Raw genomic sequence first — 16344 nt, 5'->3', positions numbered from 1 at the left:
TTAATTCTCGTTTTTATGAAAGAAGTAAAAATTACCCAAACCCTGATTACACTGGCAGTTGGATTAATCATTTGGTTTATTCCCGCTCCGCAAGGTGTTGTAATTGAAGCCTGGCATTTGTTTGCCATTTTCGTAGCCACTATTTTCGGAATCATTTTAAAAGCGGCTCCCATGGGAACAATGTGTATGATCGCCATTGCATTAACAGCCTTTACTCAAGTTCTTGCCCCCGGAGAAGCCGGAAAATCGATCACACTGGCGCTGCAAGGTTTTGGCGATAAAGTAATCTGGCTTATCGGAATTTCGTTTTTTATTGCGAGAGGTTTTATTAAAACAGGATTAGGAAACAGAATTGCGTTTCTATTCATTAAAGTATTTGGCAAAAGTTCGCTTGGATTGGCATATGGTTTAGGACTTGCAGATGTTGTTCTGGCACCAGCAGTACCAAGTAATACGGCACGAGGCGGCGGAATTATTTATCCTATAATGAAATCGATGTCTATGAGTTTTGGTTCGATGCCGGATCAGCCGGAAACACATCGAAAATTAGGTGCGTTTTTAACATTGAACAGTTATAACATGAATTTGATTGCTTCTTCAATGTTTTTAACGGGAACGGCCAGTAACCCCATGTGCCAAAAATTTGCACTTAATCTCGGAATCAAAATTTCGTGGATGTCCTGGGCAACTGCAGCAATTGTTCCCGGTATTGTTGCCTTTTTTGTAATTCCGTTTGTGTTATATAAAATTTATCCTCCTGAACTCAAAAGTACCGGAGATGCACCACAAATTGCAAGTCAGAAACTAAAAGAAATGGGATCAATTTCACGTAATGAATGGTTAATGCTGCTAACTTTTTTCATCCTGTTATTTCTTTGGATAACCGGCGATTTATTCTCTATCGATGCTACTACAACAGCTTTTATTGGTTTGGTTGTATTATTACTTACTTCTGTATTAACCTGGGAAGATGTTAAAGCCGAAAAAGGCGCCTGGGACACCATTGTCTGGTTTTCTGTTTTAGTAATGATGGCGAGCTCACTCAACGAATTAGGTTTTATTGGCTGGTTTAGTGATTTGGTAAAAGCAGAGATTGGCGGTTTAAGCTGGCAAATGGCTTTTCCGATTATTATTTTAGTGTATTTCTTTAGCCATTATCTTTTTGCCAGTGCAACAGCACATGTGGCAGCCATGTATGCTGCATTGTTAGGTGTTGGTGTATCTATCGGAGTTCCGGGTCTGCTACTCGCTTTCATGCTTGGATTTGTAGGGTCATTATACGGAACTTTAACACATTACGGTCACGGACCTGCACCTGTTTTCTTTGGTAGCGGATATGTTGACTTAAAAAGCTGGTGGGTAAAAGGCTTGATAACCGGACTTGTCATGTTATTTATTTACATGGTAATTGGCGGATTATGGATGAGAGTTATAGGATATTTCTAAATAGAAAATCAGCAATTTAAAACTAACGTCATGTAATAAAACATAGTTATTATGCTACACGCTTTTATCACAGGTTTACTGGCTACTTCATCCCTTATTATTGGCGGGGTACTGGCAATTCGATACTCTTTAAGCAATCGTGCCATTGGTGTGATTATGGGGTTTGGTGCGGGAACATTAATTTCGGCCATATCGTATGAATTAATCTTTGAAGCTGTAAAACTTGTTTTTGAGAACATTCATTAAAGAATATAATCTATTTTATTTCTTATGATTTGAGTCATAAAAAGTAACCCTAAGCGATAATTAGATTTGTGATTATAAATGCTCTGTTAACAGCATTTATTTAAAATAAATCCTAAATATCCTAAAATGAATTCACATCAAAAAGAGCTAATTAAAGCTACTATTCCCATTTTAAGAGCCAGTGGCGAAGACCTTACCAATTATTTTTATGCCAGAATGTTTAGAGAGCATCCTGAATTGCGAAATATGTTTAATATGGGAAATCAGGCCAATGGAAGACAAAAATCAGCTTTAGCAAATGCCGTTTTGGCTTACGCCGAAAATATAGAAGATCCGAGTGTTTTAATTGGTGTTCTGAAAGGAATCGGAACCAAACACAGAAGTCTTAATATTCAACCCGAACAATATAAAATCGTCGGAACACAATTAATCGCTTCTATTGGCGAAGTTGTAGGAGAAGCCGCTACTCCTGAAATATTAGAAGCCTGGACAGTTGCTTTTTATCAACTAGCAAAAATCATGATCGATCTTGAAAAAGGTTTATACGAAGAAAACGCAGCCAAACCCGGAAGCTGGAACGGCTGGAGAAAGTTTGTAATTAAAAAGATTGTTGAAGAATCAACAGAAATCAAATCGTTTTATCTTTATCCTGAAGATGGAAAAGAAATTGCTAATTTTCATGCGGGTCAATTCATCAGCGTTCAGGTTTTCGTTCCTGAATTAGGCCTTTTACAGCCGAGACAATATAGCTTATCGAGCGCTTTTAATCCTGAATATTATCGAATTTCAGTTAAAAAAGATAGCGGAATTGCACCAAACCCATCTGGAATGGTTTCTCAAATTTTACATTCAAAATCAGAAGGTGATATTATTTCAATTTCGGCTCCGGCCGGATTATTCCATTTAGAAAAAGATGCTGAAAATCCTTTGGTATTAATCAGTGGAGGTGTTGGCCTTACACCAATGTTGAGCATGCTGGAAACCAATTTAAATTCCATTAAAAATAAAAAAACAGTATGGATTCACGGCTGCAGAAATGAATCGGTTCACGCTTTTAAAGAACAAATTTCAACATTGAAAGAAGATGCCAAATGGCTGGAAACATTTACTTTTTATGATTCGGTACAAAACGATGAAGACCTTTCAAATGATATAATTCAGGGACGCGTCGATCTTCATAAATGTAAAGACGCTATTTTACTGGAAGACGCTAAATTTTATATCTGTGGTCCTGAAATGTTTATCAAAGTACAATATGAAGCTTTAATAAATTTGAATATCAATCAGGAAAATATCTTTTATGAAGAATTTGGTCCTCAATTGATTAATTTGAATTAAAGTGAAAGTTGTTCCATTTTACAGGAAGAAAAACTTAAATCTATTTTTAAAAAATTATATAACCACATTTTTTATAACATTTACATTAGCAGGCATTAATTGTACAGACAAATCTAATTTTTTATTTTTTTGGATACGTTCCTGGATAGTGGCTTGCTTAATTTCAAACTTTTTTTCCTTTTTTATATTTTCATATAAAAGATAAAACTTACAAAACCTTCAAATCAATTGATTTCGGAGGTTTTTATTTTTTGAACATAACACTTTTCATACACTAAAAATGCTCTTTGTTTAACGAATCAAAAAAAATAAAATCAAAAAAAAGATTGTGAAATTCTAGTTTAAATCGTTAAATTTATTGCGATATTGTTGATTCCTAAAGTGTAATTAGTGCTATCTTAGTCATAAACAAAACATTTAAAACCTCATCTAACTTAAACAGGATGAGATTATTTAATAAAAAACTATTTTAACCCCGATTATATCCTACAATAAAATGAATAAACAACATTACAATCTTTTACTAGCGGACGATGATGAAGACGATTGCGCTTTTTTTAAAGAAGCACTTGACGAATTATCGCTTCCGGTATCTCTTGTTGTTGTTAACGATGGTGTTCAGCTTATGGATTATTTAGCCGCTAATTCTTTTAAAAATTTACCGGATATACTATTTCTTGATCTTAATATGCCTCGTAAAAATGGTCATGAATGCCTGAAAGAAATAAAAGAAATTGAAGAACTCCATACGCTGCCAATAATTATTTTCTCAACATCTCTGGATACCGAAATTGTTGATTTGATGTATAAAAAAGGTGCGACTTATTATATTCGTAAACCCGGAGAATTTTCTAAATTAAAAAAAGTGATTGGTAATGCTCTCGATGTAGTTTCCGAAAATAAATTAAAACAACCTGTACGAGAGCATTTTGTTCTTCAACCTTAAATAGTTTTAGAATGAGCCGTACAAATAAGGAACATTATTTTCTAGCCGGTGGTGGAGAAATGGGCGAATTGATTCGTGCCAAAGACTGGAGTAAAACGGCACTAGGCGATCCTTCAACCTGGCCTCAAAGCCTTTGTACGATGGTGGCAATGATGCTGGACAATCCTTTCGGAATGTATATTGCATGGGGTGATGATTATACACAGTTATACAATGACGGATATCGGCCCATTTTAGGTTCGACAAAACATCCTGAAGCTTTAGGAATTAGTACCAAACAAACATTCTCTGAAATATGGGACATAATCGGGCCTATGTTTGATGGCGTAATGGAAGGTAAGCCTGTTGGTTTCCCTGATTTTATGTTACCATTAAACAGAAATGGTTTTATAGAAGAATGCTACTTTGATTTTTCATACAGTCCAATTAGAAAAGAAGATGGTTCAGTTGGCGGAGTGTTCGTTACTGTAATCGAAACTACCGAAAAGAAAAGAGCCACTGAAGCGTTAAAAGAAAATAATGATCGCTTTATAAATAACATTATGCAGGCGCCAGGCGCAATGTGTGTATTTAGGGGAGAAAATCATATAGTTGAAATTGCCAATGATCAGATGATTCAGCTATGGGGAACAGAACTTGAAAAGGTAATTAATAAACCTATTTTTGAAGCCCTGCCTGAAGCCCAAAATCAGGATTTAGAAATTTTACTGAATAATGTTTATAAAACTGGTGAGAAATTCATTGCTAATGAACACCTCATTCAACTTCCCCGTAATGGAAAAATAGAAAACACTTATATTAATTTTGTTTATGAAGCGCTCAGAGCTGTAGACGGTACAATTTCTGGTGTTGCGGTTGTAGGGACTGAAGTAACTGCACAAGTTTTAGCGCGTTCTAAAGTTATAGAAAGCGAGCAAAAAATAAGACAATTAGTAGATAATGCGCCTTTCCCGATTGGTGTTTATGTAGGGAAAGAAAAACGCATTGAACTTGCTAACCAAGCTATTATGGATGTTTGGGGAAAAGGTAATGATGTCGTTGGAAAATTATATACAGAAATTTTGCCGGAACTTGATAATCAATTGGTTTTTGATCAAATTAGTCGTGTTTTTGAAACTGGTGAATCTTTCCATTCTAAAAATACCCGTATTGATCTTACTATAAATGGTGCATTAGAAACCTTTTATTTTGATTATAGTTTTACACCATTGTATGATATAAATGGGAACATTTATGGTGTAATGAATACCGCAGCTGAAACTACCGATCTTAATCTCGCTAAAAAAAGAATAGAAGAAAGTGACAAACGTTTCAGAAATACAGTAAAACAAGCTCCTATAGGAATTACGATTTTACGTGGCTCCAACTATATGGTTGAAATGGCCAATGAGGCTTATCTAAAATTAGTTGACAGACCAGAAAGCACCTTTATTGGAAGACCTTTATTTGATTCCTTACCGGAAGTTGAGGAAAGTGTAAGTTCTTTATTATATAATGTTTTAACGACCGGAGTTCCGTTTCACGGGTATGAAGTCCCTATTCCGCTTAATCGTTATGGAAAACTAAGAATCTCCTATTTTGATTTTCTGTATTCTCCCTTAAAAGAAGAAGACGGAACCATTTCAGGCATCATCGTAACTGTCACTGAAGTCAGCGAAAAAGTTGACACCAGAAAAGAAATAGAACAAAACGAAGAAAGGCTTAAAATTATCTTAGAGGCCAGTGAATTAGGAACCTGGGAATTGAACGTAAAAACAAGGGAACCTATTTATTCGCAAAAATATCTCGAAATTGTTGGTGGTTACAAAGAGAATAAAAAATTAACTCACGATCAATTACTCAAACATCTTCATCCGGATGATATGCCTATTCGAAATAAAGCTTTTAAAGAAGCTCTAACTACTGGTTATCTGAATTATGAAGCCAGAATGATTTGGATTGACGGCTCAATTCATTGGATGGAAGGCAAGGGGAAACTTTTCTATGATGAAGATAATAAACCAGAAAAGTTAATAGGAACCATAAGAGATATTACTGATGAAAAAAATCATCAACATGAACTCGAAGAAAGCGAGAAAAAATTTCGCTCACTAACTGAAAGCATTCCACAATTAATTTGGGAAACCGATGAAAAAGGAAATGCATTATTCGCTTCAGGAAAATGGTTTGAATACACCGGAATTCACCCTGTTGGCGAAGCGGAATGGAGAGCGATGATTCATCCTGATGATTTTGACGAAAATGCCAAAATATGGAGCCATAGTTTAGCTACTGGCGAAGCGTACCGCTGTGATGTTCGTGTTAGAAGAAAAGATGGCAATTACAGATGGCATACCGTAATTGGCGAACCAGTTTTAGATGTAGACAATACTATAATCAAATGGGTTGGTGCCTTTACTGACATTCATACCGAAAAAGCTTTTACGCATGAACTGGAGCAACAAGTAACTGCCAGAACTAAAGAATTAAATTTAATGAACGAATCACTCCAAAAAAGTGAAGAACGTTATCATTTAATGGTTGAAGAAGTTCAGGATTACGCTATTTTGTATCTTAATCGTGAAGGAATTGTTGAGAATTGGAATTTAGGTGCTGAAAAAATAAAAGGCTATAAGGCCGAAGAAATTATTGGGAAAAATTTCTCTAATTTTTACACCGAATCAGATCAAAAAAGCAATCTTCCTAAAAAACTCCTCACTATTGCTATAGAAAAAGGAAAAGCGAAACAAGAAGGCTGGCGCGTTCGTAAAGATGGAAGTCACTTCTGGGCAAGTGTTGTCATTACAGCCGTTCATAATAAAAAAGGTCAGGTTATTGGTTTTTCAAAAGTGACACACGATTTAACAGAGAAAAAGAAAGCGGATGATAAAATAAAACTAAATGCTTTAGAACTGGAACAAAAAAATGCAGAGCTGGAGAAAATGAATCAGGAACTTCAGTCATTTGCTTATATCTCCAGTCATGATTTGCAGGAACCTCTAAGGAAAATTCAAACTTTTGCTACATTAATTCTGGAAAAAGAGTTTGAAAACTTATCCAGTGCAGGTAAAGATAAATTTCAACGAATGCAAAATGCTGCACAACGAATGCAAACGTTAATTAATGATTTACTTTCTTATTCCAGAACTAATATTCAGGAACGCGTTTTTGAGAAAACTGATCTTTCTAAAATTATTGATGAAGTAAAAGACGATTTAAAAGAAGAAATTGAACAAAAAAATGCCACAATTGAAAACTGTGAGAATTGTGAAGTTAATATTATTCCGTTTCAATTTAGACAGCTTTTATATAATTTAGTGAGCAATTCCCTTAAATTCTCAAATCCTGAAACACCAATTGTCATAAAAATTCAAAGTAAAATTGTAAAAGGAGCACTTTTAAATGATAAAAGACTGGAAGAAGACACCAACTATTGCCATATCCAGATTTCTGACAACGGAATTGGTTTTGAACAGCAATACAGCTCCAAAATTTTTGAAGTTTTCCAGCGTTTACATGGGAAGTTAGAATATACAGGAACTGGAATTGGACTTGCCATTGTGAAAAAAATTGTAGACAACCACAACGGAATTATTACCGCTACAGGTGAAAAGAACAAAGGAGCTACTTTTGATATTTATCTTCCGGTTCAAAAACAATAAAATAAAAAAGCAGGATTTCGTATTGAAATCCTGCTTTTTTTTAATACTAATTCAATTTGGCTTCAAAAGGAGAAGCCGGCAAATTTTCTTTATTGTATAAATTAGCCTGATCCGGATTGTCTGCCCAGGCATAACGTACTCTTGTTGGATTTAAAACAGTCGCGTTTGAAACTATAATCTTATCGCCTTCAATTATGGCATTAGCCCAAACAAATTTACCGTCTTCTCCAGCAATTTCAAAAGCCTTCAAAGGTTTGTTGTCTTTAGCCATTAAACCTGTTCCGATATCGGTAAAACTCAAAACAAGTGCATTTCCTTTTTGTACCATAGATTTAAAAAGTGGCCCTGAAGCAACAAGATTTTTTTCTCCATAAACCATTTTTCTGGCCAATAAAGAAAGTCTTTTTCCAACATCGTATTTGTTTAAAGGGTGAATATCATTCCATTCCCCAATGTCAATTGTTACTGCCATTCCTGTATTCGGAACTCCTAAAGTATTTTTTTGCTGTTGTCTCAATGCAGCCCAGTTACTTTCGCCTGGCTCTGTTTTTGGAGCCATAAAATTAGTAAGCTGTACATATAAAAACGGAAAAGCACCTTGCTTCCACTCTGCTCTCCAATTCGTAATTAAGGTTTCCATCAATGCCGAATATTCCTGTGGCTTTTTAGTGCTCGATTCTCCCTGATACCAAAGCACGCCTTTTATCGCATAATTTTTCAAAGGCGCAATCATCGCATTGTACAATCCAACAGGTTTCCATCTTATAAAAGTCTGCGGCGGCAAAGGCAGCATTTTTACTCCTAATTTGTATTTCCATGAACCTTTCAAATCGATAACTTCATTACCTAAAATCAATTCGTATGGTTTATCTTCAACAAAACCACCTCGTCCTGAATTATTGATTACGCGAATGGCAATTTCATTTTTTCCTTCTTTTAGAAACTTCGCATCAAAAGGATAAATTCTTGGCGGATACATATACGATGTTGTGCCCACAAAATGGCCGTTTACATAAACCGAATCAGCATCGACAATTCTTCCTAAAATTAGTTTCGCATTGCTTTCTTTTAAATTTGAAACTGCAAATTCTTTTCGGAACCAAACAACACCATTTACATTTCCTAGTTCATTGTCAGCCCAATATCCGGGAATATTCATGTTTTTCCAGTCACTATCTTCCAAGTCAGGATTTGACCATTTATTTTTCAAACCTTCATCCTCATTATTTATCGTGGAGTACCAGGTCGAGTTAATCTTTTTATCACTTGCTTCAATTTGAGCACCTAATGTTCCATCTTTGAATTTCTGATATTCAACATCATATTCAGGAAACTTTTTAACCGCTTCTACACTGATCCATGATTCGGCAGGAGAACCTCCTAAAGCGCTATTAATTAATCCAATTGGGATTTTATATTTTTGATAGATTTCATCCGCAAAAAAATAAGCTACTGCTGAGAATTTTAAGATATTTTCCGGATTAGCCGAAAGCCATTCTCCTGATAAAAAATCTCTATTTTCTTTTGCAAATTCATATTGATCAGGTACTAAAAATTGTCTGATATTGTTATTATCAATTTTTGCAATTACCTCTTTATATTTACCCTTAACACGTTCCATTGGAAGCTCCATATTAGATTGTCCTGAACAAAGCCAGACATCACCAATCAGGATATTTTTCAGCACAATAGTATTGCTGGCAGATAAAGTCATTTCGTATGGTCCTCCTGCTTTTTGAGACGGCAGTGTAACGATCCAGTTCCCGTCTTTCGCAGCTGTCGTTTTAAACTTTTTTTGATTGAAGTTAATTTCGATCTTTTCATTTGGCGATGCCCAGCCCCATATTTTCAGCGGAATATTGCGTTGCAAAACCATTCCATCGCTAATTAACCTCGGCAATTTTATCTGAGCATAAATACCGCTACAAATAAACAATGTTATAAAGATGAGTATTTTTTTCATTTTATTTTTCTTTTAAAATCCGGATTATCATTGTTCTGTTGTTGAATTTACGCTGAAATATTTACAATAAAAACATTTCATTACTTCAACAACAAAAAGCCGAAAGAAATAAACTCCCGGCTTTTTTGGAAACAAACTTACATTATGTTATAAATAATCTGTAAAAGAACTTATAACTACTAACTACTTTTAGATCTAACCAAATTTGTCTCAATATTTAATTCTTTTTAGTATCCCGGATTCTGATAAACTGCTTTTTCTTCAGCGGTCATTATCATGGCATCAAATTGAGATTGAGGAATCGGGCGTAAATAGAGATATGCTTTAATGTCTCTGGCTACGGTTAATGGTGTGTGATTTCCATAAGCTGGACCACAAATTTGGTATGAGCCTGCAAGTTCTGCCCATTTTTGAGTACGAATTAAATCATACCAACGATACCCTTCGCCAAAATATTCACGTGAACGTTCTGCTAAGATGTAGTTAATATCAATAATTGCAGGTGTCGCTGCAGTCATTGCAGCACTATTATCTACTGTTTTTACCACATTCCCATTGTTGTCAAATCTCCATTTTCCGGCACGGGCACGTAAAACATTTACTAATTCTCTGGCACTTTTTCCGCCTTGAGGAGCTGCACCCATTACCGCTGCTTCTGCTGCAATTAAATATAGTTCTGATAATTTAGCTATATTAAAAGGACGGGTACTTGCTGCATTAGGCTGACCTAATCCTCCGGCACCATCAGTACGGTAAACTCCCAGTTTCCATAATCCAGGGAATAAAATTCTGCTTATTCCACTTGGTGCTATAACAAAATCTGATCTTCCCGGCAATACTCCTGCTCCCACAGCTCCGTTTGCAGTATTATAAACAACTGATGGATCATCATTATTCAGGAATGAAAGTATGGCACCTCCCGGAGCAACCGGTAAGCCGTTAGCATTATTTAATGTTGGCGAAGTATTTCCTGCTTTATTCCAGTTGCCACGATACACTGTTGTAAATGTACCATCGTAACGAGAATCATTTGTTTTGTCTGCAAATGTGTTTGTGATTGCGCCAATAGTTGGACACATACGAACAAAAGGGCGTCCTAAATGTTGCTCTGCTTCACGTTGTACTGAACTTACTCCTGAACTTCTGATGTTGGTGTAATTTGGAGTCATCATCCAAACAGCAAAATTTTCAGGTGCAGAACCACTTGAAAAGGTTAAACTGCTGGCATTAAAAAATTCGCTTTTTTCAGTGTGGTCCGCATACAATAGAATTTCGCTGTTGCGGTCATTGCTTCCTAAGTTTACATCATAATAGGTAGCTTGTAATGCAAATGAACCGTGACTATCAATTCCGGCCGCTGCCACATCATAAGCTTTTTGAAAATACCAGGCTGCATCATGTCCGTCAGGATCAACGCGAGTAGCTTCCGGATAAGTTGGAATGTTATTTGGATTTTTCAACCACCATGCATACGTTAAATAAGCTTTAGCCAAATAAAGTCTGGCAGCTGTTTTAGTTACCCCGCCTTTTACTCTTCCAACATCTGGCAAATCATTTGCCGCTGTCACTAAATCCGGAAAAATAGCTTTGGTATAAACCTGTGGCACGGTATTTCTAACAGAAAATCTCGAAGGACTTGTGTTGAATTTAAGTTCTCCTGCACCCAAATCTAATGGAACTCCACCGAAAGTCTGAACTAACATAAAGTAGTCAAATGCACGAAAAAATCTGGCTTCGGCAATCATTCCATTTGAAATAGTTCCAATTGCCTGAGCATTTTCAATAATACCACTGGCAGTATTGATGTTAATGAAGGCAGGTTGCCACAAAGCATCGGTACGGCTGGAAGAAGGCGTAATCGATCCTACTCCGGAAAGGTCCATATCCTTGAAGTTTCCATCAGCACTTTGTGCGTAAGTTGCTTCATCAGTTCCGGTCTCAGTTGTATTGTAATAGTAACCTTGTCCGTAAATATAACGTAAGTGTGCATACATTGACGTTAATCCTCCAATAACCCCTTTTTCCGTTTTAAAATATTCGGGAGTGTAAATACTGCGAGGTTCTTCTTCTAAAACATTAGAACAGGCTCCCAGGAACAGCGTTATCATTGCTGTTACCATAAAAGTTTTTATTTGTATCGGTTTCATCGTTATCTTTTTTTAAAATGTTAAATTAAGGCCAAGTAAGACAGTACGCGTTGAAGGCGTGTTTGTTCCCAATGTTAGCAGACGTCTTTTGTAAAAATCAGTTGTTGCTGCATTTTCGTTACCATATGAATTGGTTTCGGGATCCATACCTGTTTCTTTGTGGTAAGGTGAATAGATTACGAACGGATTTTGTATAGTACAGTAAAGACGAAATCTATCAACTCCTAAATCCCTAATAAATTTTTCTGTAACATTATAACCAAGGGTTATCGTACGAATTTTAACATAAGAAGCATCAAAGTATCCTAAAGTAGATCCGTATTTTGGATTGTCGTTACTTGTAGCACCTCCTGGTCTTGGATATTTTGCATCTGTATTTTCAGGTGTCCAGTAGTCTACTTTTACGTTTCCTCTACGTCCGCTTAACATATTTAGGTAACCTGATGAAGAGTACAGCGTACTAATAAGAACTCCACCACTTTGAAAAGCACCTACTACACTAAGATCCAAATTTTTATAAGCTACACGAGTGTTGAAACCTCCCTGAAAATCAGGATTTACATCTATTATTTGTCTGTCTGCTGGTCCAATTTGTCTTGTAGGCGTACCATCTGCATTGAAATCGCCTGCATATTTAACTTTAATCATACCCACATTTCCTCCTGGCTCATATTTAGTAAGATTTGCATCTCCTTCCTGCCAAAGTCCTATTTTTTGATAATCATAGATGACATCAATTGGGTGCCCTACAAACCACCAGTTGTTTTCGTCTCTTTGTTGTCCTGAAGAAAGTGCAACCAACTTGTTTTTGTTAGAATAATAGTTTACTCCAACATCCCACGACCAGCCATGAAAGTTGTCTAATATTGCTCCATTAAGAGTCAATTCATAACCTTTATTTTGAGTTTCTCCCACATTTGCCGTGTAACTACCAACACCGGCTGTTGGAGGCAGGTTTACATCAAGAAGAATATCTTTTGTATCTGTAACATAGTACTCTGCTGTACCGGTTAAACGATTTCTAAAGAAAGCAAAATCCACTCCGTAGTTTATTGTGCTGGAATATTCCCAACCCAAATCAGGATTAGGCAGCTTAGACACATAATATCCTGTAGTGTTTACATCTCCAAAATTGTATGGTCTGGAAGCTAAAAGTCCAAGTGTAGAGTAAGGGGCAACTGCCTGGTTAGAAGTTTCTCCATAACCCGCACGTAACTTTAACTGGTCTAACCAGCTGACATCTTGCATAAAGGATTCATTTTTAACATTCCATCCGGCTGATAAAGCAGGATAGGTATGCCATTTATGTCCTTCCGCAAGTCTTGAAGAAGCGTCTGATCTAATAGTAGCCGTAATCATATAACGATTGTCATAAGAATACATGGCACGCGCCATATAAGAAATTAATCCACTTTTATAATAATCCTGATTGTCCGGGTTAATCGAAATCTCGCCTGCAGCTCTTCCTAAGTTATAAAATTGAAAAGAATCAGAGGGAACATCCTTTGCATTAATTTGTGATCTGTTGTAACTGGTTTGTTCAGAAGAGAACATAGCGACTGCATTTACCTGATGTTTTCCAAAGGTACGATCGTAAGAAAGTAAGTTTTGGATTGCCCAGTTAGTACTCAGAGTGTTAACAATCTGAGCCGTTGAAACTGTTGTAGGATTGACACTAAATACGCCTTCTCCTGTATATTGACCTCCATTAGTAGTACGGAAATTACCGCCTAAATCGATATGATATTTTAAACCTTCAACACCGGGTATTTTTAACTCAGCGTATAAATTGTTGTAAGAACTATATGCTTTTGTCTGGTCGATCCATTTATCGTCCAAATTTTCTATAGTTTCTCTTGTATATACCCAGTTTTCATCTAATGGCATCTTAACAGTTCTTTTCAGGGAACCATTAGCATTATATGGATTAGCAATTGGCGTTGTACTTAAAGTACTGTATAGACCTAAATTACCTCCGTTTGTAATGGAGTAATTGTTATTTGTAGTAAAACCAAATTTGAAATACTTACCAATTGCCTGATCAACAGCACCTCTCAGAGTCAAACGTGCGTAATCCTGTCCAGGTAATACCGCTTCTTCCTTGTAATAACTAGCTCCAAAATTATAGTTACCAGTTTCAGTACCACTAGAAACTCCTATATCATGATTTGTTACGATACCTGATCTAAACATCAAATCCTGCCAATCTGTATTTACATTATCAGCTTCGTCCGGACCGTTTGCATAAAGCGGCGCAGTAGAACCCGGCAGAGTAGCTATTTTACGTAATGCAACAAATTCTGAATTGTTCATCATTGGGAATTTGGCAAAAATATTTTTTAAACCACTGTAGGTATTGTAGGTAAAGGTTGCTTTTTGCCCCTTTTGACCTTTATTTGTTGATATCAAAATGACACCATTGGCACCACGTGATCCGTAAATAGCAGTTGCCGAAGCATCTTTTAAAATGTCAACACTTTTAATATTGTCCGGACTAATATCGCCAATTGAACCAGCGAAAGGAATTCCATCCAGTACTACCAATGGATTATTATCTGCTGTTAAGGAGCGCGTACCTCTAATACGAATTTGCATTTCAGCACCTGGCTTAGATGAGGTTTGCGTCATCTGTACTCCGGCTAAACGCCCTTGTAAAGCCTGCGTAATATTAGCCGATGGCACTTCGCGAACTATATCTCCTTTAATGGAAGCAACAGAACCTGTTACTGCTTCTTTTCGCTGAGTACCATAACCAATAACGACAACTTCCTGCAGCGCATTAGAATTTTCCTGTAATACTGCATCAATCTTAGTTTTACCTGCAACAGGCACTTCTTTAGTTGTTAAACCAAGAAAACTAAATACCAATACTCCATTAGAAGGAACATTCGTAATAGTATAATTTCCATCAAAACCTGTAACAACACCTGTTTTAGTGCCTTTAATATTCACATTGGCACCCGGAATAGGCCCAGTAGCATCAGAAACAACTCCAGTAACTGTTGTCTGAGCACTGGCACTCAAAGAAAACAGAAACATCAGCGATAGAAACCCCAAGCACTTTAGGAGTTTTGATTTGCTTTTAATTGTAAAAAAGTTAGTCATAAAAAATTGATTTAGATAATTAATAGAATGGTTGAGTTAGTTTTTTTTACTGTATGAAAGATTAAAATGAGAAGTTGTCTGAATAGTCAGATTAAGACTCTTTTTTAATATTCATTTAACAAATATAAATAAAAATATAAAACACACAATCGGTTGCGTAATATTTTTTTATTTATATCGAAAAAAAAGCCAGAATAAAATAGGGTAAGTATAATTTTTAAGATAAAAGTTTGTTCATATCATAACGAACAAAGCATTAACAATCTAAATTTTAAAAGTAAATTAACCGATTATAAAATTTAATACGAAAAAAGTAAAAATTGTTATGCCAGTAGCAGCAATACTCCTGGCCTGAAAAAAGAAAGTTTATTTTTACTAATTGCCAACTTTAAACCTTAGTAAACAGCGGCAATACGCTTATTCATTAATGAAAAACAGGTGAAAAATATAATTTTGAATATTTTTATCTCATTAATTTTATTTTCACACAATCGTTTGTTTTAAAACAAAAAAACTCCTACTAAAAAGTAAAGGAGTTCTTAAAAAAGTAAAAAAGATTTTTATCTCTAATAATGGATTTATTTTTACTTAAAGCTGCATCTTTTAGCATCTTCAATAAATTGATTTAGTCCAATATCTGTCAAAGGATGTTTCAACAATCCCTTAATAGACGATAATGGTCCGGTCATTACATCAGATCCTACTTTGGCACAATTCACTACGTGCATCGTATGTCTGATAGAAGCTGAAAGTATTTGAGTATTGAAAGCATAATTATCATAAATCTCTCTGATTTCTGAAATCAAATGCATTCCGTCTGTTGAGATGTCATCCAGTCTTCCTAAAAACGGAGATACATAAGTTGCACCGGCTTTTGCAGCCAATAAAGCTTGTCCCGGCGAAAAAACTAAAGTAACATTGGTTCTGATTCCTTTATCTGAAAAATATTTACACGCTTTAATTCCGTCAGCGATCATTGGCAACTTCACTACGATTTGCTTGTGCAAAGCCGCAAGTTCCTCGCCTTCTCTAATCATTCCGTCAAAATCTGTCGAAATAACTTCTGCAGAAACGTCTCCGTCTACAATATTGCAGATAGCCAGATAATGTTTCAAAATACTATCTTTTCCTGTAATTCCTTCTTTGGCCATTAAGGACGGATTTGTCGTAACGCCATCTAAAACGCCTAAAGCCTGAGCTTCTTTAATATCTTCTAAATTGGCAGTGTCTATAAAAAATTTCATTGGTTTGTGGTTTAAATTTTTATTTGATAAGTAATAGTTTCCTGCATCCAATTCCATAAATGAATTAGAAATCAGCAGTATGATTGTATATTGAAATTTGAAAACAGCAAAGAAATCACCGTTAAAACAGTTTGAGAAACTATTTATTTGAAGAAAATTTAATGATATGACCGTTGACCTCTTCAACATCAACGGTCATAAATTACTAAATAATTCACTTCATTCTCCCGGACAAATACACTAACCTAAATATTTGCCAGAGATAAAA

9 protein-coding genes are annotated in these 16344 nt (G+C 35.7%); 5 read left to right on the top strand and 4 right to left on the bottom strand.

The window, feature by feature from the left end; translation table 11 throughout:
• Positions 1-15 precede the first annotated feature (15 nt).
• The 5 genes from IHE43_RS08910 (at position 16) to IHE43_RS08890 (ending at position 7617) form a co-directional block, all read left to right on the top strand.
• Entirely contained in the window at positions 16-1446 is a 1431-nt protein-coding gene (locus IHE43_RS08910; RefSeq protein ID WP_192187604.1) for an anion permease, read from the top strand.
• 51 nt (positions 1447-1497) lie between these two features.
• The gene (locus tag IHE43_RS08905) at positions 1498-1692 is read left to right on the top strand and encodes a hypothetical protein (RefSeq protein ID WP_192187603.1); all 195 of its coding nucleotides are present in this window, start codon (positions 1498-1500) and stop codon (positions 1690-1692) included.
• Positions 1693-1818: 126 nt separating this feature from the next.
• Positions 1819-3030 (top strand): NO-inducible flavohemoprotein, encoded by a 1212-nt coding sequence (gene hmpA, locus IHE43_RS08900; RefSeq protein WP_192187602.1) that lies wholly within the window; start codon positions 1819-1821, stop codon positions 3028-3030.
• Positions 3031-3526: 496 nt separating this feature from the next.
• Positions 3527-3976: a response regulator gene (locus IHE43_RS08895; RefSeq protein ID WP_192187601.1), complete on the top strand. Its 450-nt coding sequence runs from the start codon at positions 3527-3529 to the stop codon at positions 3974-3976.
• 11 nt (positions 3977-3987) lie between these two features.
• Positions 3988-7617 carry a PAS domain S-box protein gene (locus IHE43_RS08890; RefSeq protein ID WP_192187600.1) on the top strand — a complete coding sequence of 1210 codons (3630 nt, stop codon included), beginning with the start codon at positions 3988-3990 and terminating at the stop codon, positions 7615-7617.
• Between the two features lie 46 nt (positions 7618-7663).
• Here the strand turns inward: IHE43_RS08890 and IHE43_RS08885 are convergent, their stop codons facing one another.
• The 4 genes from IHE43_RS08885 to fsa all read right to left on the bottom strand — a co-directional run bounded on the left by IHE43_RS08885 (position 7664) and on the right by fsa (position 16076).
• The gene (locus IHE43_RS08885; protein ID WP_192187599.1) at positions 7664-9580 is read right to left on the bottom strand and encodes a sialate O-acetylesterase; all 1917 of its coding nucleotides are present in this window, start codon (positions 9578-9580) and stop codon (positions 7664-7666) included.
• Positions 9581-9807: 227 nt separating this feature from the next.
• Complete coding sequence (locus IHE43_RS08880; protein ID WP_192187598.1) at positions 9808-11727, bottom strand: RagB/SusD family nutrient uptake outer membrane protein; 1920 nt, start codon at positions 11725-11727, stop codon at positions 9808-9810.
• Positions 11728-11739: 12 nt separating this feature from the next.
• Complete coding sequence (locus IHE43_RS08875) at positions 11740-14784, bottom strand: SusC/RagA family TonB-linked outer membrane protein (protein ID WP_370526718.1); 3045 nt, start codon at positions 14782-14784, stop codon at positions 11740-11742.
• 632 nt (positions 14785-15416) lie between these two features.
• On the bottom strand, positions 15417-16076 hold the full coding sequence (gene fsa, locus IHE43_RS08870; RefSeq protein ID WP_192187596.1) for a fructose-6-phosphate aldolase: 660 nt from the start codon (positions 16074-16076) through the stop codon (positions 15417-15419).
• Positions 16077-16344: the final 268 nt, after the last annotated feature.

The sequence above is a fragment of the Flavobacterium sp. MDT1-60 genome, assembly GCF_014844035.1.
GTDB lineage: Bacteria > Bacteroidota > Bacteroidia > Flavobacteriales > Flavobacteriaceae > Flavobacterium.
This window is presented reverse-complemented; position numbering and strand designations above follow the sequence as displayed.

Bases quoted from the DNA above. Each gene is read 5' to 3' on its own strand.
- fsa (WP_192187596.1), bottom strand. From the start codon at position 16,076: ATGAAATTTTTTATAGACACTGCCAATTTAGAAGATATTAAAGAAGCT.
- IHE43_RS08880 (WP_192187598.1), bottom strand. From the start codon at position 11,727: ATGAAACCGATACAAATAAAAACTTTTATGGTAACAGCAATGATAACG.
- IHE43_RS08885 (WP_192187599.1), bottom strand. From the start codon at position 9,580: ATGAAAAAAATACTCATCTTTATAACATTGTTTATTTGTAGCGGTATT.
- IHE43_RS08910 (WP_192187604.1), top strand. From the start codon at position 16: ATGAAAGAAGTAAAAATTACCCAAACCCTGATTACACTGGCAGTTGGA.
- hmpA (WP_192187602.1), top strand. From the start codon at position 1,819: ATGAATTCACATCAAAAAGAGCTAATTAAAGCTACTATTCCCATTTTA.
- IHE43_RS08890 (WP_192187600.1), top strand. From the start codon at position 3,988: ATGAGCCGTACAAATAAGGAACATTATTTTCTAGCCGGTGGTGGAGAA.
- IHE43_RS08905 (WP_192187603.1), top strand. From the start codon at position 1,498: ATGCTACACGCTTTTATCACAGGTTTACTGGCTACTTCATCCCTTATT.
- IHE43_RS08895 (WP_192187601.1), top strand. From the start codon at position 3,527: ATGAATAAACAACATTACAATCTTTTACTAGCGGACGATGATGAAGAC.